The sequence below is a fragment of the Streptococcus oralis genome (assembly GCF_018448765.2).
Lineage (GTDB): Bacteria > Bacillota > Bacilli > Lactobacillales > Streptococcaceae > Streptococcus > Streptococcus oralis_BM.
Genome location: NZ_JAHCMC020000001.1, coordinates 1706233 through 1722342, shown reverse-complemented (window position 1 = coordinate 1722342; position 16110 = coordinate 1706233). Strand labels below are relative to the sequence as shown.

General features: G+C 42.2%; 20 protein-coding genes. 19 read left to right on the top strand and 1 reads right to left on the bottom strand.

Features of this window, described 5'->3' with window-relative positions; all coding sequences use genetic code 11:
• Positions 1–42: 42 nt before the first annotated feature.
• The 3 genes from KIH88_RS08680 (at position 43) to KIH88_RS08670 (ending at position 2223) form a co-directional block, all read left to right on the top strand.
• Positions 43–1227 carry a LysM peptidoglycan-binding domain-containing protein gene (locus tag KIH88_RS08680; protein WP_084871963.1) on the top strand — a complete coding sequence of 395 codons (1185 nt, stop codon included), beginning with the start codon at positions 43–45 and terminating at the stop codon, positions 1225–1227.
• A gap of 197 nt (positions 1228–1424) precedes the next feature.
• Complete coding sequence (locus KIH88_RS08675; RefSeq protein ID WP_213988894.1) at positions 1425–1850, top strand: MarR family winged helix-turn-helix transcriptional regulator; 426 nt, start codon at positions 1425–1427, stop codon at positions 1848–1850.
• 10 nt (positions 1851–1860) lie between these two features.
• The gene (locus KIH88_RS08670) at positions 1861–2223 is read left to right on the top strand and encodes a DUF1304 domain-containing protein (RefSeq protein ID WP_213988895.1); all 363 of its coding nucleotides are present in this window, start codon (positions 1861–1863) and stop codon (positions 2221–2223) included.
• A 40-nt stretch (positions 2224–2263) separates the two neighbouring features.
• Here KIH88_RS08670 and KIH88_RS08665 read toward each other — a convergent pair whose 3' ends face one another.
• Positions 2264–3121, bottom strand: a complete 858-nt coding sequence (locus tag KIH88_RS08665) for a DUF975 family protein (protein ID WP_213988896.1) — start codon at positions 3119–3121, stop codon at positions 2264–2266.
• A 116-nt stretch (positions 3122–3237) separates the two neighbouring features.
• Between KIH88_RS08665 and tgt the strand changes: the two genes are divergently transcribed.
• The 16 genes from tgt (at position 3238) to KIH88_RS08585 (ending at position 16101) form a co-directional block, all read left to right on the top strand.
• Positions 3238–4380, top strand: a complete 1143-nt coding sequence (gene tgt, locus KIH88_RS08660; RefSeq protein WP_213988897.1) for a tRNA guanosine(34) transglycosylase Tgt — start codon at positions 3238–3240, stop codon at positions 4378–4380.
• A gap of 131 nt (positions 4381–4511) precedes the next feature.
• On the top strand, positions 4512–6329 hold the full coding sequence (locus tag KIH88_RS08655) for an acyltransferase family protein (RefSeq protein ID WP_213988898.1): 1818 nt from the start codon (positions 4512–4514) through the stop codon (positions 6327–6329).
• Between the two features lie 140 nt (positions 6330–6469).
• Positions 6470–7621, top strand: coding sequence for an N-acetylglucosamine-6-phosphate deacetylase (gene nagA, locus KIH88_RS08650; protein ID WP_213988899.1), 1152 nt, complete (start codon positions 6470–6472; stop codon positions 7619–7621).
• 153 nt (positions 7622–7774) lie between these two features.
• Entirely contained in the window at positions 7775–8140 is a 366-nt protein-coding gene (locus KIH88_RS08645) for a DUF1033 family protein (RefSeq protein WP_000286396.1), read from the top strand.
• 64 nt (positions 8141–8204) lie between these two features.
• A complete protein-coding gene (gene comGA / locus KIH88_RS08640) occupies positions 8205–9146 on the top strand; it encodes a competence type IV pilus ATPase ComGA (protein ID WP_213988900.1) in 942 nt (313 codons plus the stop codon).
• Positions 9094–10110, top strand: coding sequence for a competence type IV pilus assembly protein ComGB (gene comGB, locus KIH88_RS08635; RefSeq protein WP_213988901.1), 1017 nt, complete (start codon positions 9094–9096; stop codon positions 10108–10110). The genes comGA and comGB overlap by 53 nt, the downstream gene beginning before the upstream one ends.
• Position 10111: 1 nt before the next feature.
• On the top strand, positions 10112–10435 hold the full coding sequence (gene comGC, locus KIH88_RS08630) for a competence type IV pilus major pilin ComGC (RefSeq protein ID WP_213988902.1): 324 nt from the start codon (positions 10112–10114) through the stop codon (positions 10433–10435).
• Positions 10398–10832, top strand: a complete 435-nt coding sequence (gene comGD / locus KIH88_RS08625; RefSeq protein WP_213988903.1) for a competence type IV pilus minor pilin ComGD — start codon at positions 10398–10400, stop codon at positions 10830–10832. Before comGC ends, comGD begins: the two co-directional genes overlap by 38 nt.
• Positions 10795–11097, top strand: a complete 303-nt coding sequence (comGE, locus tag KIH88_RS08620; RefSeq protein ID WP_213988904.1) for a competence type IV pilus minor pilin ComGE — start codon at positions 10795–10797, stop codon at positions 11095–11097. The genes comGD and comGE overlap by 38 nt, the downstream gene beginning before the upstream one ends.
• Entirely contained in the window at positions 11060–11521 is a 462-nt protein-coding gene (comGF, locus tag KIH88_RS08615) for a competence type IV pilus minor pilin ComGF (RefSeq protein ID WP_213988905.1), read from the top strand. The genes comGE and comGF overlap by 38 nt, the downstream gene beginning before the upstream one ends.
• Positions 11499–11873 (top strand): competence type IV pilus minor pilin ComGG, encoded by a 375-nt coding sequence (comGG, locus tag KIH88_RS08610; protein WP_213988906.1) that lies wholly within the window; start codon positions 11499–11501, stop codon positions 11871–11873. The genes comGF and comGG overlap by 23 nt, the downstream gene beginning before the upstream one ends.
• Positions 11874–11935: 62 nt before the next feature.
• A complete protein-coding gene (locus KIH88_RS08605) occupies positions 11936–12526 on the top strand; it encodes a class I SAM-dependent methyltransferase (RefSeq protein ID WP_213988907.1) in 591 nt (196 codons plus the stop codon).
• Between the two features lie 58 nt (positions 12527–12584).
• Entirely contained in the window at positions 12585–13538 is a 954-nt protein-coding gene (locus KIH88_RS08600; RefSeq protein WP_213988908.1) for a class I SAM-dependent methyltransferase, read from the top strand.
• 50 nt (positions 13539–13588) lie between these two features.
• Positions 13589–14782: an acetate kinase gene (locus tag KIH88_RS08595; RefSeq protein WP_213988909.1), complete on the top strand. Its 1194-nt coding sequence runs from the start codon at positions 13589–13591 to the stop codon at positions 14780–14782.
• 145 nt (positions 14783–14927) lie between these two features.
• Positions 14928–15299 (top strand): ribonuclease P protein component, encoded by a 372-nt coding sequence (gene rnpA, locus KIH88_RS08590; protein WP_084938493.1) that lies wholly within the window; start codon positions 14928–14930, stop codon positions 15297–15299.
• A complete protein-coding gene (locus tag KIH88_RS08585; RefSeq protein WP_193431979.1) occupies positions 15274–16101 on the top strand; it encodes a membrane protein insertase YidC in 828 nt (275 codons plus the stop codon). Before rnpA ends, KIH88_RS08585 begins: the two co-directional genes overlap by 26 nt.
• Positions 16102–16110: the final 9 nt, after the last annotated feature.

The following is a 16110-nucleotide window of genomic DNA, read 5'->3' as shown; positions in this document are numbered from 1 at the left end:
TGTTATGATAGACAGGTACTCATTTGAAAGGAATATGAACGAATGAAGAAAAGAATGATTTTAGTCTCAACAGTAGCCTTGTCATTTGCCCCAGTATTGGCAACTCAAGCAGAAGAAGTCCTTTGGACTGCACGTAGTGTTGAGCAAATCCAAAACGATTTGACTAAAACGGACAACAAAACAAGCTATACAGTACAGTATGGTGATACCTTGAGCACCATTGCAGAAGCCTTGGGTGTAGATGTCACAGTTCTTGCAAATTTGAACAAAATCACCAATATGGACTTGATTTTCCCAGATACTGTCCTCACCACAACTGTCAATGAGGAAGAAGAGGTAACGGAAGTTGAAATCCAAGCTCCTCAAGCAGATGCTAGTGAAGAAGTGACGACTGCGACAGCTGATTTGACGACGAATCAAGTGACAGTCGATGAACAAACAGTTCAAGTAGAAGACCTTTCTCAACCGATTGAGGAAGCTCCAACTGCAACAGAGACTGAAAAACCAGCAGAAGTAGCGCCAAGTTCAGAAGTTTCTGAGACAGCGACAGTTGCTGAGGAGACACCATCTACAGAAATACCTGTAGCAGAAGAAACAGCTGAAACGACTCCAGCGGAAGCACCGGTAGCAGAAACAACTAGTCCAGTTGAAGAAGAAGCTCTTCAAGCGACTACTCCAGCAGAAGCACCAGTAGCAGCTACTCCAGCAACTGAAACGCCTGCTGATACAAGAGGAACAAGTGCAACAGAAGAAACAGCGGCATCAACAGCAACTTCTGAGACTGCAACTTCGACTTATCAAGCGGAGCAAAGTCAAACTCCTTCAAGAACTTATTCAGCTCCAGCTGCTCCTGACTATGCAGGACTTGCTGTAGCTAAGTCTGAGAATGCTGGTCTTCAACCACAAACTGCAGCCTTCAAAGAAGAAATTGCCAATTTGTTTGGAATTACATCCTTTAGCGGCTACCGTCCTGGTGACAGTGGAGACCATGGTAAAGGATTGGCCATCGACTTTATGGTCCCAGTGAGTTCAGCACTTGGTGATCAAATCGCGGAATACGCGGTTCAAAATATGGCTAGCCGTGGTATCAACTACATCATCTGGAAACAACGTTTCTACGCTCCATACGATAGTAAATATGGACCTGCCTACACGTGGAATCCAATGCCAGACCGTGGTAGTGTGACCGAAAATCACTATGACCACGTTCACGTATCAATGAACTAATCATTAAAATGGAAGTTGGGAACTGATTGAGTTCCCGCTTCTTTTTTGCGTGTCATTCCTTCAGGATAAAAGGGATAAATATGAGGAAGTGAGTAATATTTCAAGAGAATGTAAGCATATTTCTTGATTTATTTTTTGGTCTATAGTATACTTGATAAGTCAATCATTGATGAATCAACTTTATAGGAGAAAGATTTATGGTAGCAATCCAAGATTTACTGTATCAACTACGGTTGGCAGATCAGTCTATGACACAACTATTCGAACGACAATTGGGAATTAGTCTGACTCGTTATCAAATCTTATGTTTCTTAATCGATCAGTCTCCGTGTAATCAAATAGCGGTTCAGGAGAAATTGAAGATTGATCAGGCTGCCTTGACACGGCACTTTAAAATTTTGGAAAAGGAAGGTTTGGTTAATCGACGTCGGAATCCTGAAAACCAGAGGGAGGTTTTGGTGGAAGTCACAGACTTTGCGAGAGAACAACTAGTAACCAACTCTCCCCAACACCATATAAACGTAAAGAGTCAGATGGAGAGTGTACTTACCAAAGGAGAGCGAGAAGAGTTCAGTCGCTTGTTAGAAAAGTTGATATCTGGCTTAGAAGAGATAGAAATTTAAGGAGAAGAATATGTCTATTTTTACAATTGTTTTAGCAACTATCGTTGCTTTGGAGCATTTTTACATTTTTTATTTGGAAAGTGTGGTTACGCAATCAGATACTACTAGTCGAGTGTTTAATGTGGATAAGGAAGAACTGGCTCGTCCTTCAGTGAGTTCACTCTTTAAAAATCAAGGAATTTATAATGCTTTGATAGGTGTGTTTCTCTTGTACGGGATTTATTTTTCGCAAAGCTTGGAAATTGTGACCATCTTTGTTTTATTTGTGCTTGGTGCAGCGACCTACGGTTCTCTGACAGCAGACAAGAAGATTCTTCTGAAGCAAGGTGGGCCTGCTATTTTGACTCTGCTGAGTATGTTGCTTTTGAAATAAGAAAACCAGCGTCCTGAATGACGCTGGTTTTTATATGCTCTTATCCATTTCGACGTTTACGGGCTAGTAGGGCTCTGTAAAAGAAGATGTGATTGTTTTGGATATAGGGAAGGAGTGAAAAGCTAGCAATTCCAAAAGTGATCCAATTGAGGAAGTACCAAGGGAGTAGTTGTAGGTCGAGGACAAAGCGTTGAAATTTGTAACCTTTCATCAAGAAACGGCTGGTTTTCAGGATTTGACTTGGTTTAGCCTGTCCTAAATCTAGGGTGTCGCAGAGGAGGAATTCTACCTGCGAGTAGGCATAATGTTGCGGGATATAGAGGGCGTTTCCTACAATCATCAAGATGAGACTCGCGAAAAAGTAGAGCCCAAAGGTCAGAAGGAACTGCTCCGTTTCAATGGATGAGAGGTCTAGTTTTGGAAATTCAGGATGTAGGGCAACAAATCTCCTAGCCAATAGGTTGCTATAAAAGAGAAAATAAACGCCTACTAAGTTTGGAATGCTCCATAAAAAGAGGTAGAAACGTTTGAGGAGCAGAGTTAGGAAGGTTTGCGAGAAGCGCTCTTCAGCAAAGAGGACCAGGCTTGATTTTACTGAAAGTTCCGTATCAGGATCCTTGAGGAGTCTGAGTGTCGCAAAGGCAGCACCTGCTAGAAAAATCATGCTCATAAAAGAAACCACTAACGGGAAGAGATAGGCTTGGAGCACTTGCGCCAGCATGCTGAAAAAGGATTGCTCTAAAACACTTTCTTGGAGACGAGCCAAGGGGTTGAGAAAGCCTGATAAGATAACCAGTATGCTAGGTAAGAGATAGACGAGAAAGAGGCGGGGATTTTCAGATTGAAATTGCCTAGCCTGTAGACGAATGGTTTTTAAATCAATTTTTGGGTATTTCATTCTCTCATTATACCATAGTTCGTGACAGTTCCTGGTTTTTTTGATAAAATCATACAGTATGCCTTTGGGCACAAAGTATGAACTGGGACTGTCTTTCCCAGCTTCGGAGGTAGAAAATGTCAGATTCGCCAATCAAATACCGTTTGATTAAGAAAGAAAAACACACAGGAGCTCGTCTGGGAGAAATCATCACTCCTCACGGCACCTTCCCGATACCTATGTTTATGCCGGTTGGGACCCAAGCTACTGTAAAAACCCAGTCGCCAGAGGAGTTGAAGGAGATGGGATCAGGGATTATCCTCTCTAATACTTATCATCTCTGGCTTCGCCCAGGGGACGAACTCATCGCACGCGCAGGTGGTCTCCACAAATTCATGAATTGGGACCAACCAATCTTGACGGATAGTGGTGGTTTCCAGGTTTATTCCCTAGCAGATAGCCGAAATATCACCGAAGAAGGAGTAACCTTTAAAAACCATCTCAATGGATCCAAGATGTTCCTATCGCCAGAAAAGGCCATCTCTATTCAGAACAATCTAGGCTCAGACATCATGATGTCCTTTGATGAATGTCCTCAGTTTTACCAACCCTATGATTACGTTAAGAAATCAATCGAACGTACCAGTCGTTGGGCTGAGCGTGGTTTGAAGGCTCACCGTCGCCCACAGGATCAAGGTTTGTTTGGAATTGTGCAGGGGGCAGGATTTGAAGACCTTCGCCGTCAGTCAGCTCATGACCTTGTCAGCATGGACTTCCTTGGCTACTCTATCGGTGGTTTAGCAGTGGGAGAAACCCACGAAGAGATGAATGCAGTCTTGGACTTCACAACCCAACTTCTTCCTGAAAACAAACCTCGCTATTTGATGGGTGTGGGAGCGCCAGATAGCTTGATTGATGGGGTTATTCGTGGTGTGGATATGTTTGACTGTGTCTTGCCGACTCGTATCGCTCGTAATGGGACTTGTATGACCAGCCAAGGTCGTTTGGTTGTCAAGAATGCCCAATTCGCTGAAGATTTTATGCCACTGGATCCTGAGTGTGATTGCTACACATGTAAGAACTACACACGTGCCTACCTTCGTCACCTGCTTAAGGCCGACGAAACCTTCGGTATCCGCTTGACTAGCTACCACAATCTCTACTTTTTACTCAACCTGATGAAGCAGGTTCGCCAAGCCATCATGGATGATAATCTCTTGGAATTCCGTGAGTATTTTGTGGAAAAATATGGTTACAACAAGTCAGGACGCAATTTCTAAAGTGTAAAAATAGAATACTGAAATCCTAAGTTTTCTCTTAGGATTTTTCTTCTTTTTTTGATAAAATAAGGTGTATTATGGAATGAAAATTAGATGTTTTTACGATCTAATTGAGTGGGGAATAAACTCGTATGCGTATTAAATGGTTTTCTTTGATTAGGATTACAGGTTTACTTTTGGTGCTCTTGTACCACTTCTTTCAAACGATCTTTCCTGGAGGCTTCTTTGGGGTAGATGTCTTTTTCACTTTTTCAGGATTTTTAATCACTTCTCTCCTTTTAGAAGAATTTGGGAAGGCACGCCAGATTGATTTACTGGGTTTTTTTAAGAGACGGTTTTACCGCATCGTACCACCTGTGGTTCTGATGGTTTTGGTAACCATGCCCTTTACCCTCTTAGTTCGCCAAGACTATGTTGCTGGAATTGGCGGTCAGATTGCGGGAGTTTTTGGTTTTATGACCAACTTCTATGAGATGTTAACAGGGGGAAGTTACGAATCCCAGTTCATTCCGCATCTCTTTGTTCACAACTGGAGTCTAGCTGTTGAGGTTCACTACTATATTCTTTGGGGCTTAGCGGTTTGGTTCTTATCGAAACGTTCAAAATCTAGTAGTCAATTGAGAGGGATGGTATTTCTCCTTTCTGCGGGAGCTTTCATCATTAGCTTTTTCTCCATGTTTATTGGTAGTCTAATGGCTGGTTCTCATTCGTCTGTCTACTTTTCAAGTTTAACCCATGTCTATCCCTTCTTTTTAGGAAGTATTTTGGCGACGGTTGTGGGTGTTCGTCAGACGAGCGATTTAGTTAAGCAGTTTGATCGGACGTGGGATCTTCGTCAGAATCTACTGGTGTTTGCTGCAGGTCTCTTGGTGTTAGTACTCTTGACCTTCTTTGTCAAGTTTACCTACCTGTTCGCTTATCTATTTGGTTTCTTACTGGCAAGTTTAGCGGCCGTGACCATGATTTTTGCTGCGCGTGTTTTGCATGAGAAAACGCCTGAGATACGAGAACCTCATATAATCACATTTTTAGCGGATACCAGCTACGCGGTTTATCTTTTCCACTGGCCTTTTTATATTATCTTTTCGCAGCTGATGAGTAATCTGCCTGCTGTTATTCTGACAATCATCTTTTCTTATTTCTTTGCTATCCTATCCTTCTATATTATTGAGCCATTGATTGCTGGTAAGACCAACGCTTTAGTTAGAAAAATCACTAAACTGCGTCATATCAAACCTATTAGTGCTAGTGTTGTGGGCGCCCTTTCCTTACTTACTTTGATTATCATAGCTGCAGCTCCTCAGGTTGGAGCTTTTGAGACAGACTTGATGGTCAATGGTTTCAAGCAAGCTCAGACCAATATAGGACAAACAAAGACTCTGGCTGAACAAGCTGAAGTCAGTCGCCTAGGAATTTCTGAGGGAACGAGTCTGATTGGGGATTCAGTGACTTTACGTGCCAATACAGCCTTAAAAGAGGCGCTTCCTGATGCAAATATCAATGCTCAGGTTAGTCGGACGACCAAGCAAGCCAATGACATCATGCTCAATAATAGCCAGAACAAGGCGCTTTTAAAAACAGTTGTCATTGCAACGGGGGTCAACAATCCTGAAGGCTATAAGAATGATTTGGACAGTATCGTGAACAATCTACCGAAAGGACACCATCTGATACTGGTGACACCTTATGAGGGAGACAAGAGCAAGGACACTTATGCATCAGTGGAGCAGTATGCGGCTTATGCGAGAGAATTAGCTGAAAAGAATCCTTACGTGAGCATCGCTGACTGGAATAAGGTTGCTAAGGAACACCCTGAAATCTGGGCCGGAACTGACCAAGTCCACTTTGGAAATGATAGCAACATGATTGAAGAAGGTGCTAAACTTTACGCAGAGACGATTGCAGCTGCTGTTAAGGCCGCTCAAGAACTACCTGTGAAATCAAAATAAAATCAAAGAGTTGGAGATATCCAGCTCTTTTAAAATATCTCTAGAAAATAGGTCTATACCATTTACAAATGAAAAAGAAAGGTTTATAATGTAATTGACATAATAAATTCTAGAATCAATCTATCAAGGAGGTTATCATTATGCCTAATTATATTAAAGCGGATCAGTTTTTCTACCCACACGGAATTCGTCGTGGCGGTTACTTGGAACTTGTGGATGGCAAGTTTGGAAAACATGTAGAAGAGATTCCTGAAGGAGCTGAGGTGATTGACTATACCGGTTATAGCATTGCACCAGGACTTGTGGATACCCACATTCATGGATTTGGCGGTGTGGATGTCATGGATAATAACATCGAAGGTACCCTTCATACAATGAGTGAAGGACTACTTAGCACGGGTGTTACCAGCTTCTTGCCAACGACGTTGACTTCCTCTTACGAGCAGTTGCTTGCGGTAACTGAAAATATCGGTGCTCGTTACCAGGAAGCAAGTGGAGCCAAGATTCGTGGGATCTATTTTGAAGGCCCATATTTCACAGAGAAATACAAGGGAGCCCAAAACCCTGCCTATATGAAAGACCCTCGTATGGATGAGTTTCGTGCTTGGCAAAAAGCAGCAAATGGCTTGCTCAATAAAATCGCCCTTGCACCAGAACGTGAAGGTGTAGAAAACTTTGTACGAACTATCACTGGAGAAGGCGTAACGGTTGCTCTTGGACACTCCAATGCGACTTTTGAAGAAGCTAAAAAAGCAGTCGATGCTGGAGCAAGTGTTTGGGTGCATGCCTATAATGGGATGCGTGGCTTGACTCACCGTGAGCTCGGTATGGTGGGAGCCATGTATGAATTGCCACATACTTACGCTGAATTGATTTGTGACGGTCACCACGTAGATCCAAAGGCCTGTGACATTTTGCTCAAACAAAAAGGAACTGAAAATATCGCCCTTATCACAGACTGTATGACAGCTGGTGGTTTGGAAGATGGAGACTACATGTTGGGAGAATTCCCAGTAGTAGTTGCCAATGGAACTGCTCGCCTCAAATCGACAGGCAATTTGGCAGGTTCTATCCTCAAACTCAAAGATGGTTTGAAAAATGTAGTCGAATGGGGCATTGCGAATCCGCATGAAGCAGTCATGATGGCCAGCCTCAACCCAGCAAAATCTGTTCACATCGATGATGTCTGTGGTCAAATCCGTGAAGGCTACGACGCTGACTTTATCGTACTAGATAAAGATTTGGAATTGGTAGCAACTTATCTAGATGGTGTGAAACGTTATCAAGCCTAAGAAGATAAAAAATAGGGGTCAATAAAGGACTCCTATTTTTATGATAGGCTGAAAAGGTATTTAAAGAAGTCTTCCTAAAGGGAAAGGCAAGCAAAATCCTTTTCTTGTAATAAAAAATTAGATATAATATACGATACAAAGGAAGTAGTAATAATGTATCGTGTTATAGAAATGTATGGGGACTTTGAACCGTGGTGGTTCATAGAAGGCTGGGAAGAAGATGTCATTATGAGTCAATCTTTTGACAAGTATTATGATGCTCTAAAATATTATAAATCATGCTGGTTTGAGCTGGAAAAGAAGAATCCTCTTTATAAGAGTCGGAGTGATTTGATGACTATTTTTTGGGATCCTGCTGATAAACGCTGGTGTGATGAGTGTGATGAGTATTTGCAGCAGTACCATTCTTTGGCACTTTTACAGGATGAGCAAGTCATCCCTGATGAAAAGCTACGTCCAGGCTACGAAAAACAAACAGGTCAAGAAAAGCATCGTTCTTGCCGCATGAAATGGAGATAAAAAAGTAACTTTTTAAGTTGCTTTTTTTTTATTTTTTTGCGAATAGTTAGATAAGGAGGGCGGTATGGTACAAGAAATTGCACAGAAAATTATTGCTACTGCGAAAGAAAAGAAGGCTCAGGATATCTATTTTATCCCCAAGGAAAAGTCCTACGAGCTTCACATGCGGGTTGGAGACGAACGCTGTCTAGTTGACTCCTATGAGTTTGATGTTTTAGCTGCGGTGATTAGTCATTTTAAGTTTGTGGCGGGTATGAACGTAGGAGAGAAGAGGCGTAGTCAGCTGGGGTCTTGTGACTATCAGCATGGGGAGAAGAAGTCTTCTCTGCGTTTGTCTACCGTAGGAGATTATCGGGGACATGAGAGTTTGGTCATTCGTTTGTTGCACGATGAGGAGCAGGACCTGCATTTCTGGTTTCAGGATATGAACGAACTGGGTGAGCAGTACCGGCAACGGGGACTCTATCTCTTTGCTGGTCCAGTCGGAAGTGGCAAGACGACTCTGATGCACGAATTAGCCAAGTCTCTGTTTATGGGGCAACAGGTCATGTCCATCGAAGATCCTGTCGAAATCAAGCAAGAAGAGATGCTCCAGTTACAGTTGAATGAAACGATTGGGCTGACCTATGAAAATCTGATCAAACTGTCTCTCCGGCATCGTCCGGATCTCCTGATTATCGGTGAAATTCGGGATAGCGAGACGGCGCGTGCAGTGGTCAGAGCCAGTTTGACAGGGGCGACAGTCTTTTCAACCATTCATGCCAAGAGTATCCGAGGAGTTTATGAACGCCTTCTGGAGTTGGGTGTGACGGAGGAGGAACTATCAGTTGTCCTGCAAGGCGTCTGCTACCAGAGATTAATCGGGGGAGGAGGAATCGTTGACTTTGCAAACAAAGACTATCAGGAACACCAGCCAACTAACTGGAATGAGCAGATTGACCAGCTTCTTAAAGATGGACATATCACAAGTCTTCAGGCTGAAACGGAAAAAATTAGCTACAGCTAAGCAGAAGAAAATCATCACCTTGTTTAACAACCTCTTCTCCAGTGGCTTTCATTTGGTGGAAATTATTTCTTTTTTGGGCAGAAGTGCCCTGCTGGAAAAGGACTATGTGGCCCAGATGCACCAAGGCTTGTCTCAGGGGAAATCCTTCTCAGAAATGATGGAAAGTTTGGGGTTTTCAAGTGCCATTGTCACTCAGTTATCCCTAGCTGAAGTTCATGGAAATCTCCACCTGAGTCTGGGAAAGATAGAAGAATATCTGGACAATCTGGCCAAGGTCAAGAAAAAGTTAATTGAAGTGGCGACCTATCCCTTGATTTTGCTGGGATTTCTCCTGCTAATCATGCTGGGATTAAGAAACTATTTGCTCCCCCAACTGGACAGTAGCAATATCGCTACTCAAATCATTGGCAATCTGCCACAAATTTTTCTGGGACTAGTGTTGGTTTGCTCTCTATCTTTACTTTTAGCCCTCACTTTTTACAAAAGAAGTTCCAAGATGCGGGTCTTTTCGATGTTAGCGCGGATTCCCTTTCTGGGAATCTTTGTCCAGACTTATCTGACAGCCTATTACGCGCGTGAATGGGGCAATATGATTTCGCAGGGAATGGATCTGACGCAGATTTTTCAGATTATGCGGGAACAAGGTTCCCAGCTCTTTAAAGAAATCGGTCAAGATCTGGCTCAAGCTCTGCAAAATGGCCGCGAATTTTCTCCAACCATAGCGACCTATCCTTTCTTTAAAAAGGAGTTGAGTCTCATCATAGAGTATGGAGAAGTCAAGTCCAAGCTGGGGAGTGAGTTGGAAATCTATGCTGAAAAAACTTGGGAAGCCTTTTTTACCCGAGTCAACCGCACCATGAACTTAGTACAGCCACTGGTTTTTATCTTTGTGGCCCTGATTATCGTTTTACTTTATGCGGCAATGCTCATGCCCATGTATCAAAATATGGAGGTAAATTTTTAAAATGAAAAAACTTATGACAAATTTAAAAAAAGCCAAGGTTAAAGCTTTCACTTTGGTAGAAATGTTAGTCGTCTTGCTCATCATCAGCGTTCTTCTCTTGCTCTTTGTGCCCAATTTGACCAAGCAAAAGGATGCCGTAGATGATAAAGGAAAAGCTGCTGTTGTCAAGGTTGTGGAAAGTCAGGCAGAACTTTATCGTTTGGATAAAAATGATGATGCCAGCCTCAGCAAATTACAAGCGGACGGTCGTATCACAGCTGAGCAAGCCAAGGCTTATAAAGACTACCATGCAAAACAAAAAACAAATCAAACTGTTGCAGATTAAGGCCTTTACTATGCTGGAAAGTCTCCTTGTTTTGGGACTTGTGAGTATCCTTGCCTTGGGCTTGTCCGGTTCTGTTCAGTCCAGTTTTGCAGCAGTGGAAGAGCAGATTTTCTTTATGGAGTTTGAAGAACTCTATCGGGAAACGCAAAAACGCAGTGTTGCTAGTCAGCAAAAAACCAGTCTGAACTTAGATGGACAGACGATCAGCAATGGCAGTCAAAACTTGACCGTTCCTAAAGGAATTCAGGCGCCATCAGGACAGACGATTCACTTTGACCGAGTTGGGGGCAATTCGTCCCTGGCTAAGGTGGAATTTCAGACTAGCAAAGGAGCGATTCGCTATCAATTATATCTAGGAAATGGAAAAATTAAACGCATTAAGGAAACTAAAAATTAAGGCAGTGATCTTACTAGAAGCAGTAGTTGCTCTAGCCGTTTTTGCCAGCATTGCGACCCTTCTTTTGGGACAAATCCAGAAAAATAGGCAAGAAGAAGCAAGAATCTTGCAAAAGGAAGAAGTCTTGAGGGTAGCTAAGATGGCTCTGCAGACAGGTCAAAATCAGGTAAACATAAACGGAGTGGAGATTCAGGTGTTTTCTAGTGAAAAAGGAGTGGAGGTCTATCATGGTTCAGAGAAGTTACTCGACCTTAAAGAGCAGTAAGGTAAGAGCGTTCACTCTTTTAGAATCCCTGATTGCCCTTATTGCCATCAGCGGGGGCTTGCTCCTCTTTCAGGCTATGAGTCAGCTCCTCATTTCAGAAGTTCGTCACCAGAAGCAAAGCGAGCAAAAGGAGTGGCTCTTGTTTGTGGATCAACTGGAGACAGAGCTAGAGCGTTCGCAGTTTGAAAAAGTGGAAGGCAATCGCCTCTATGTGAAGCAAGATGGGAAGGACATTGCTATGGGGAAGTCCAAATCAGATGATTTTCGGAAAACTGATGCCAGTGGCCGAGGTTATCAACCTATGGTTTATGGACTCAAATCAGCACAAATCACAGAGGAAAATCAACTGGTTCGCTTTCGCTTCCAATTTCAAAAAGGCTTAGAAAGGGAATTCATCTATCGTGTGGAAAAAGCAAAAAGTTAAGGCAGGTGTTCTTTTATATGCAGTTACTATGGCAGCCATTTTTAGCCTTTTGCTGCAGTTTTATTTGAATCGGCAAGTCGCCCACCACAAAGACTTTACCCTAAACAAAGAAAAGTTGGTCGCTTTTGCCATGGCCAAACGAAGCAAAGATAAGGCTGAGCAGGAAAGTGGAGAACGTGTCTTTAACCTAGGAAAAGTTACTTATCAAAATACGAAAACAGGTTTTGCAACAAGTGTTCGTATGAATAAGAGCAACTATGAATTTCTCTTTCCTTTAATGAAACCCAAGGAAAAGAAAATGGATAAAAAGGAACAGGTAGCGACTGATTCAAGCCCAGAATCTAATCAATAAAAAACAGAAGATAAGAAAGGCAATTCCTAGGCAATTCAACTTCTTTGTGTTACACTAAAAGCATGAAACACGATTTTAATCACAAAGCAGAAACCTTTGATTCGCCCAAAAATATTTTTCTTGCAAACTTGGTTTGTCAAGCAATTGAAAAACAGATTGCTCTTCTATCAGACAAGGAAATACTGGACTTTGGTGGTGGGACGGGTCTGTTAGCCTTGCCTCTAGCTAAGCAGGCCAAGTCTGTTACCCTTGTAGACATCTCTGAGAAAATGCTGGAGCAATCCCGTTTGAAAGCTGAGCAACAAGACATCAAGAATATCCAGTTTTTGGAGCAGGATTTACTGGTGAATCCTTTGGAGCAACAATTTGACCTGATTGTTGTCAGTCGAGTTCTTCATCATATGCCTGATCTAGATGCAACTCTTGCCATGTTTCACCATCACCTTAGGGAGAAGGGACAAGTCCTCATCGCTGATTTTGTCAAGACAGATACCAACTACCACGGCTTTGAATTGGCAGAACTGGAAAATAAGCTCGCCCAGTTTTGTTTTTCGAGCATTGACAGTCAGATTCTTTATGGTGCTGAAGGTCTTTTCCTAGGAAATTACGCAGAGCTCTTTTTAACTGTAGCCCAAAAATCACTCGCTCACTAAAGCAGTGATTTTTTCTCTTCAGATGGAAAAAATAGGGGAATTTTGATAAGATAGGAATATGGATTTTGAAAAAATAGAACAAGCTTATACGTATTTACTAGAGAATGTCCAAATCATCCAAAGTGATTTGGCGACCAACTTTTATGACGCCTTGGTAGAGCAAAACAGCATTTATCTGGATGGCGAGACCGAGCTAGAGCAGGTCAAGGAGAATAATCAAGCCCTTAAACGCCTAGCACTTCGCAAGGAAGAGTGGCTCAAGACCTACCAGTTTCTCTTGATGAAGGCAGGACAAACGGAGCCTTTACAGGCCAATCACCAGTTTACACCGGATGCCATTGCCCTCCTCTTGGTACTTGTTGTGGAAGAGTTGTTTGAACAAGAGGAAATTAGCATCCTCGAAATAGGTTCTGGTATGGGGATTTTGGGGGCCACTTTCTTGACTTCTCTCTCTAAAAAAGTAGATTACTTGGGAATCGAAGTGGATGACTTGCTGATTGATTTGGCAGCTAGTATGGCAGATGTGATTGGTTTACAGGCTGGTTTTGTCCAAGGAGATGCCGTTCGTCCACAAATGCTTAAAGAAAGCGACGTGGTCATCAGCGATTTACCTGTCGGCTATTACTCAGACGACACTATCGCTTCACGGTATCATGTGGCTTCTAGCCAAGAACATACCTATGCCCATCATTTGCTGATGGAACAAGGCCTTAAGTACCTTAAGTCAGATGGCTATGCTATTTTTTTAGCTCCGAGTGATTTATTGACCAGTCCTCAAAGTGACTTATTAAAAGGGTGGCTCAAAGATGAAGTGAGTTTGACTGCTATTATTGCTCTGCCAGAAGATATTTTCTCAACTGCAAGCCAAGCTAAAAGTATTTTTGTCTTACAGAAGAAAAGAGACAAGGAAATAGAACCCCTTGTTTACCCTCTTACTAGCTTGCAAGATCCGTCAGTTTTGTTGCCCTTTAAAGAAAATTTTCAAAATTGGAGCAAAGGTACTGAAATATAAAAGAGATTTTGTTATAATAGATGAAAACGCTTAAAAAGAGGTATCATCTTATGACAAAAACAATTGCAATCAATGCAGGAAGCTCAAGCTTGAAATGGCAACTTTATCAAATGCCTGAAGAGAAAGTTTTGGCTAAAGGCTTGATTGAACGTATTGGATTGAAAGATTCAATTTCAACAGTAAAATTTGACGGTCGTTCGGAGCAACAAATTCTTGATATTGAAGACCATACACAAGCCGTTAAAATTTTATTGGATGACTTGATTCGTTTTGACATCATCAAAGGGTACGACGAGATTACAGGTGTCGGACACCGCGTCGTTGCAGGTGGTGAATATTTCAAGGAATCAACAGTTGTTGAGGGAGATGTGATAGAAAAAGTTGAGGAGTTGGGACTCTTGGCTCCTCTTCACAATCCAGCCAACGCAGCTGGAATTCGTGCATTTAAGGAATTACTTCCAGATATTACCAGTGTTGTTGTATTTGATACTTCATTCCACACAACCATGCCAGAGAAGGCTTATCGCTATCCTCTACCAACTAAATACTACACAGACAACAAGGTTCGTAAATACGGTGCTCATGGTACAAGCCACCAGTTTGTCGCAGGAGAAGCAGCGAAACTTTTGGGCCGTCCTCTAGAAGATTTGAAATTGATTACCTGCCATATTGGTAATGGGGCTTCTATCACAGCTGTTAAGGGTGGGAAGTCTGTGGATACTTCTATGGGATTCACACCACTTGGAGGTGTGATGATGGGAACTCGTACAGGAGATATTGACCCTGCTATCATCCCTTATCTCATGCAATATACAGAGGATTTCAATACCCCAGAAGATATTAGCCGCATTCTCAATCGTGAATCAGGGCTCATGGGAGTTTCTGGTCAGTCAAGCGATATGCGTGATGTGATTGCTGCTATGGAAGCAGGAGATCATGATGCGACTTTAGCTTATGAAATGTATGTTGATCGTATCCAAAAACACATCGGTCAATACCTTGCTGTCTTGAACGGAGCAGATGCAATCATCTTCACAGCAGGTATCGGTGAAAATGCAGCAAATTTCCGTGAGGATGTGATTTCAGGGATCTCTTGGTTTGGTTGTGATGTGGATCCAGAAAAGAACGTCTTTGGCGTAACGGGAGACATCTCAACGGACGCAGCGAAAATCCGTGTCTTAGTTATTCCAACAGATGAAGAATTGGTGATTGCACGCGATGTTGAGCGCTTGAAAAATAAGTAAAACTAGAAAAAATATTCAGTACAAGGAGTTGGGAAAGAGATTTTTCCAGCTTCTTTTTCTGATGAAATTGTCTAAAACCTTGCTGTTATTGGCTTTTTGGAAAAATATGGTATAATAGTAGTAATTTAATAGATGGAGTTGAGTTTTGAAGAAAAACTTTCGTGTAAAAAGAGAGAAAGATTTTAAGGCGATTTTCAAGGACGGAACAAGTTTTGCCAACCGAAAATTTGTTGTCTACCAATTGGAAAACCAGCAAAACCATTTTCGAGTAGGACTGTCCGTCAGCAAAAAGCTGGGGAATGCAGTTACCAGAAATCAAATCAAGAGACGAATCCGACACATTCTACAAAGTGTAAAAGGGAGTTTAGTAGAGCATGTCGATTTTGTCGTGATTGCCCGAAAAGGGGTGGAGACCTTGGATTATGCAGAGATGGAGAAAAATCTACTCCACGTATTAAAGTTATCAAAGATTTACCAGGAAGGAAATGGGAGTGAAAAAGAAACTACAGTTGACTAGTTTGTTGAGCTTGTCCTTGTTTATCATGACAGCCTGTGCAACAAATGGTACAGCTAGCGATATAACAGCAGATTCGACAGACTTTTGGAGTAAATTCGTCTATTTTTTTGCTGAAATTATCCGCTTTTTGTCCTTTGACATTAGTATCGGAGTGGGGATTATCCTCTTTACGATCTTGATCCGGACGATTCTATTACCAGTCTTTCAGACACAGATGGTTGCCTCTAGAAAAATGCAAGAGGCTCAGCCACGCATCAAGGCTTTGCGAGAGCAATACCCGGGTCGTGATATGGAAAGTAGAACCAAGCTAGACCAGGAGATGCGTAAGGTTTATAAAGAGTTAGGAATCAAACATTCCTCCTCTCTCTGGCCGATTTTAATACAAATGCCGATTCTCTTGGCGCTCTTTCAAGCCTTGAGTCGAGTAGACTTTTTGAAAACAGGTCACTTTTTATGGATTAATTTGGGAGGAGTAGATACAAGTTTTGTCCTTCCGATTTTGGCGGCAGTCTTTACCTTCTTGAGTAGCTGGTTATCGAATAAAGCTTTATCTGAAAAAAGTGGTGCTACGACAGGGATGATGTATGGTATGCCTGTATTGATCTTTGTTTTTGCCATCTCCGCCCCAAGTGGTGTAGCCTTGTACTGGGCTGTATCCAATGCTTACCAAGTTCTGCAAACCTATTTCTTGAACAATCCTTTCAAGATTATTGCTGAAAGAGAAGCGGTGGCGCAAGCAGAAAAAGATTTAGAAGGCAAGAAGAGAAGAGCTTTGAAAAAAGCACAGAAAAAGAAAAAATAAGGAGGAATC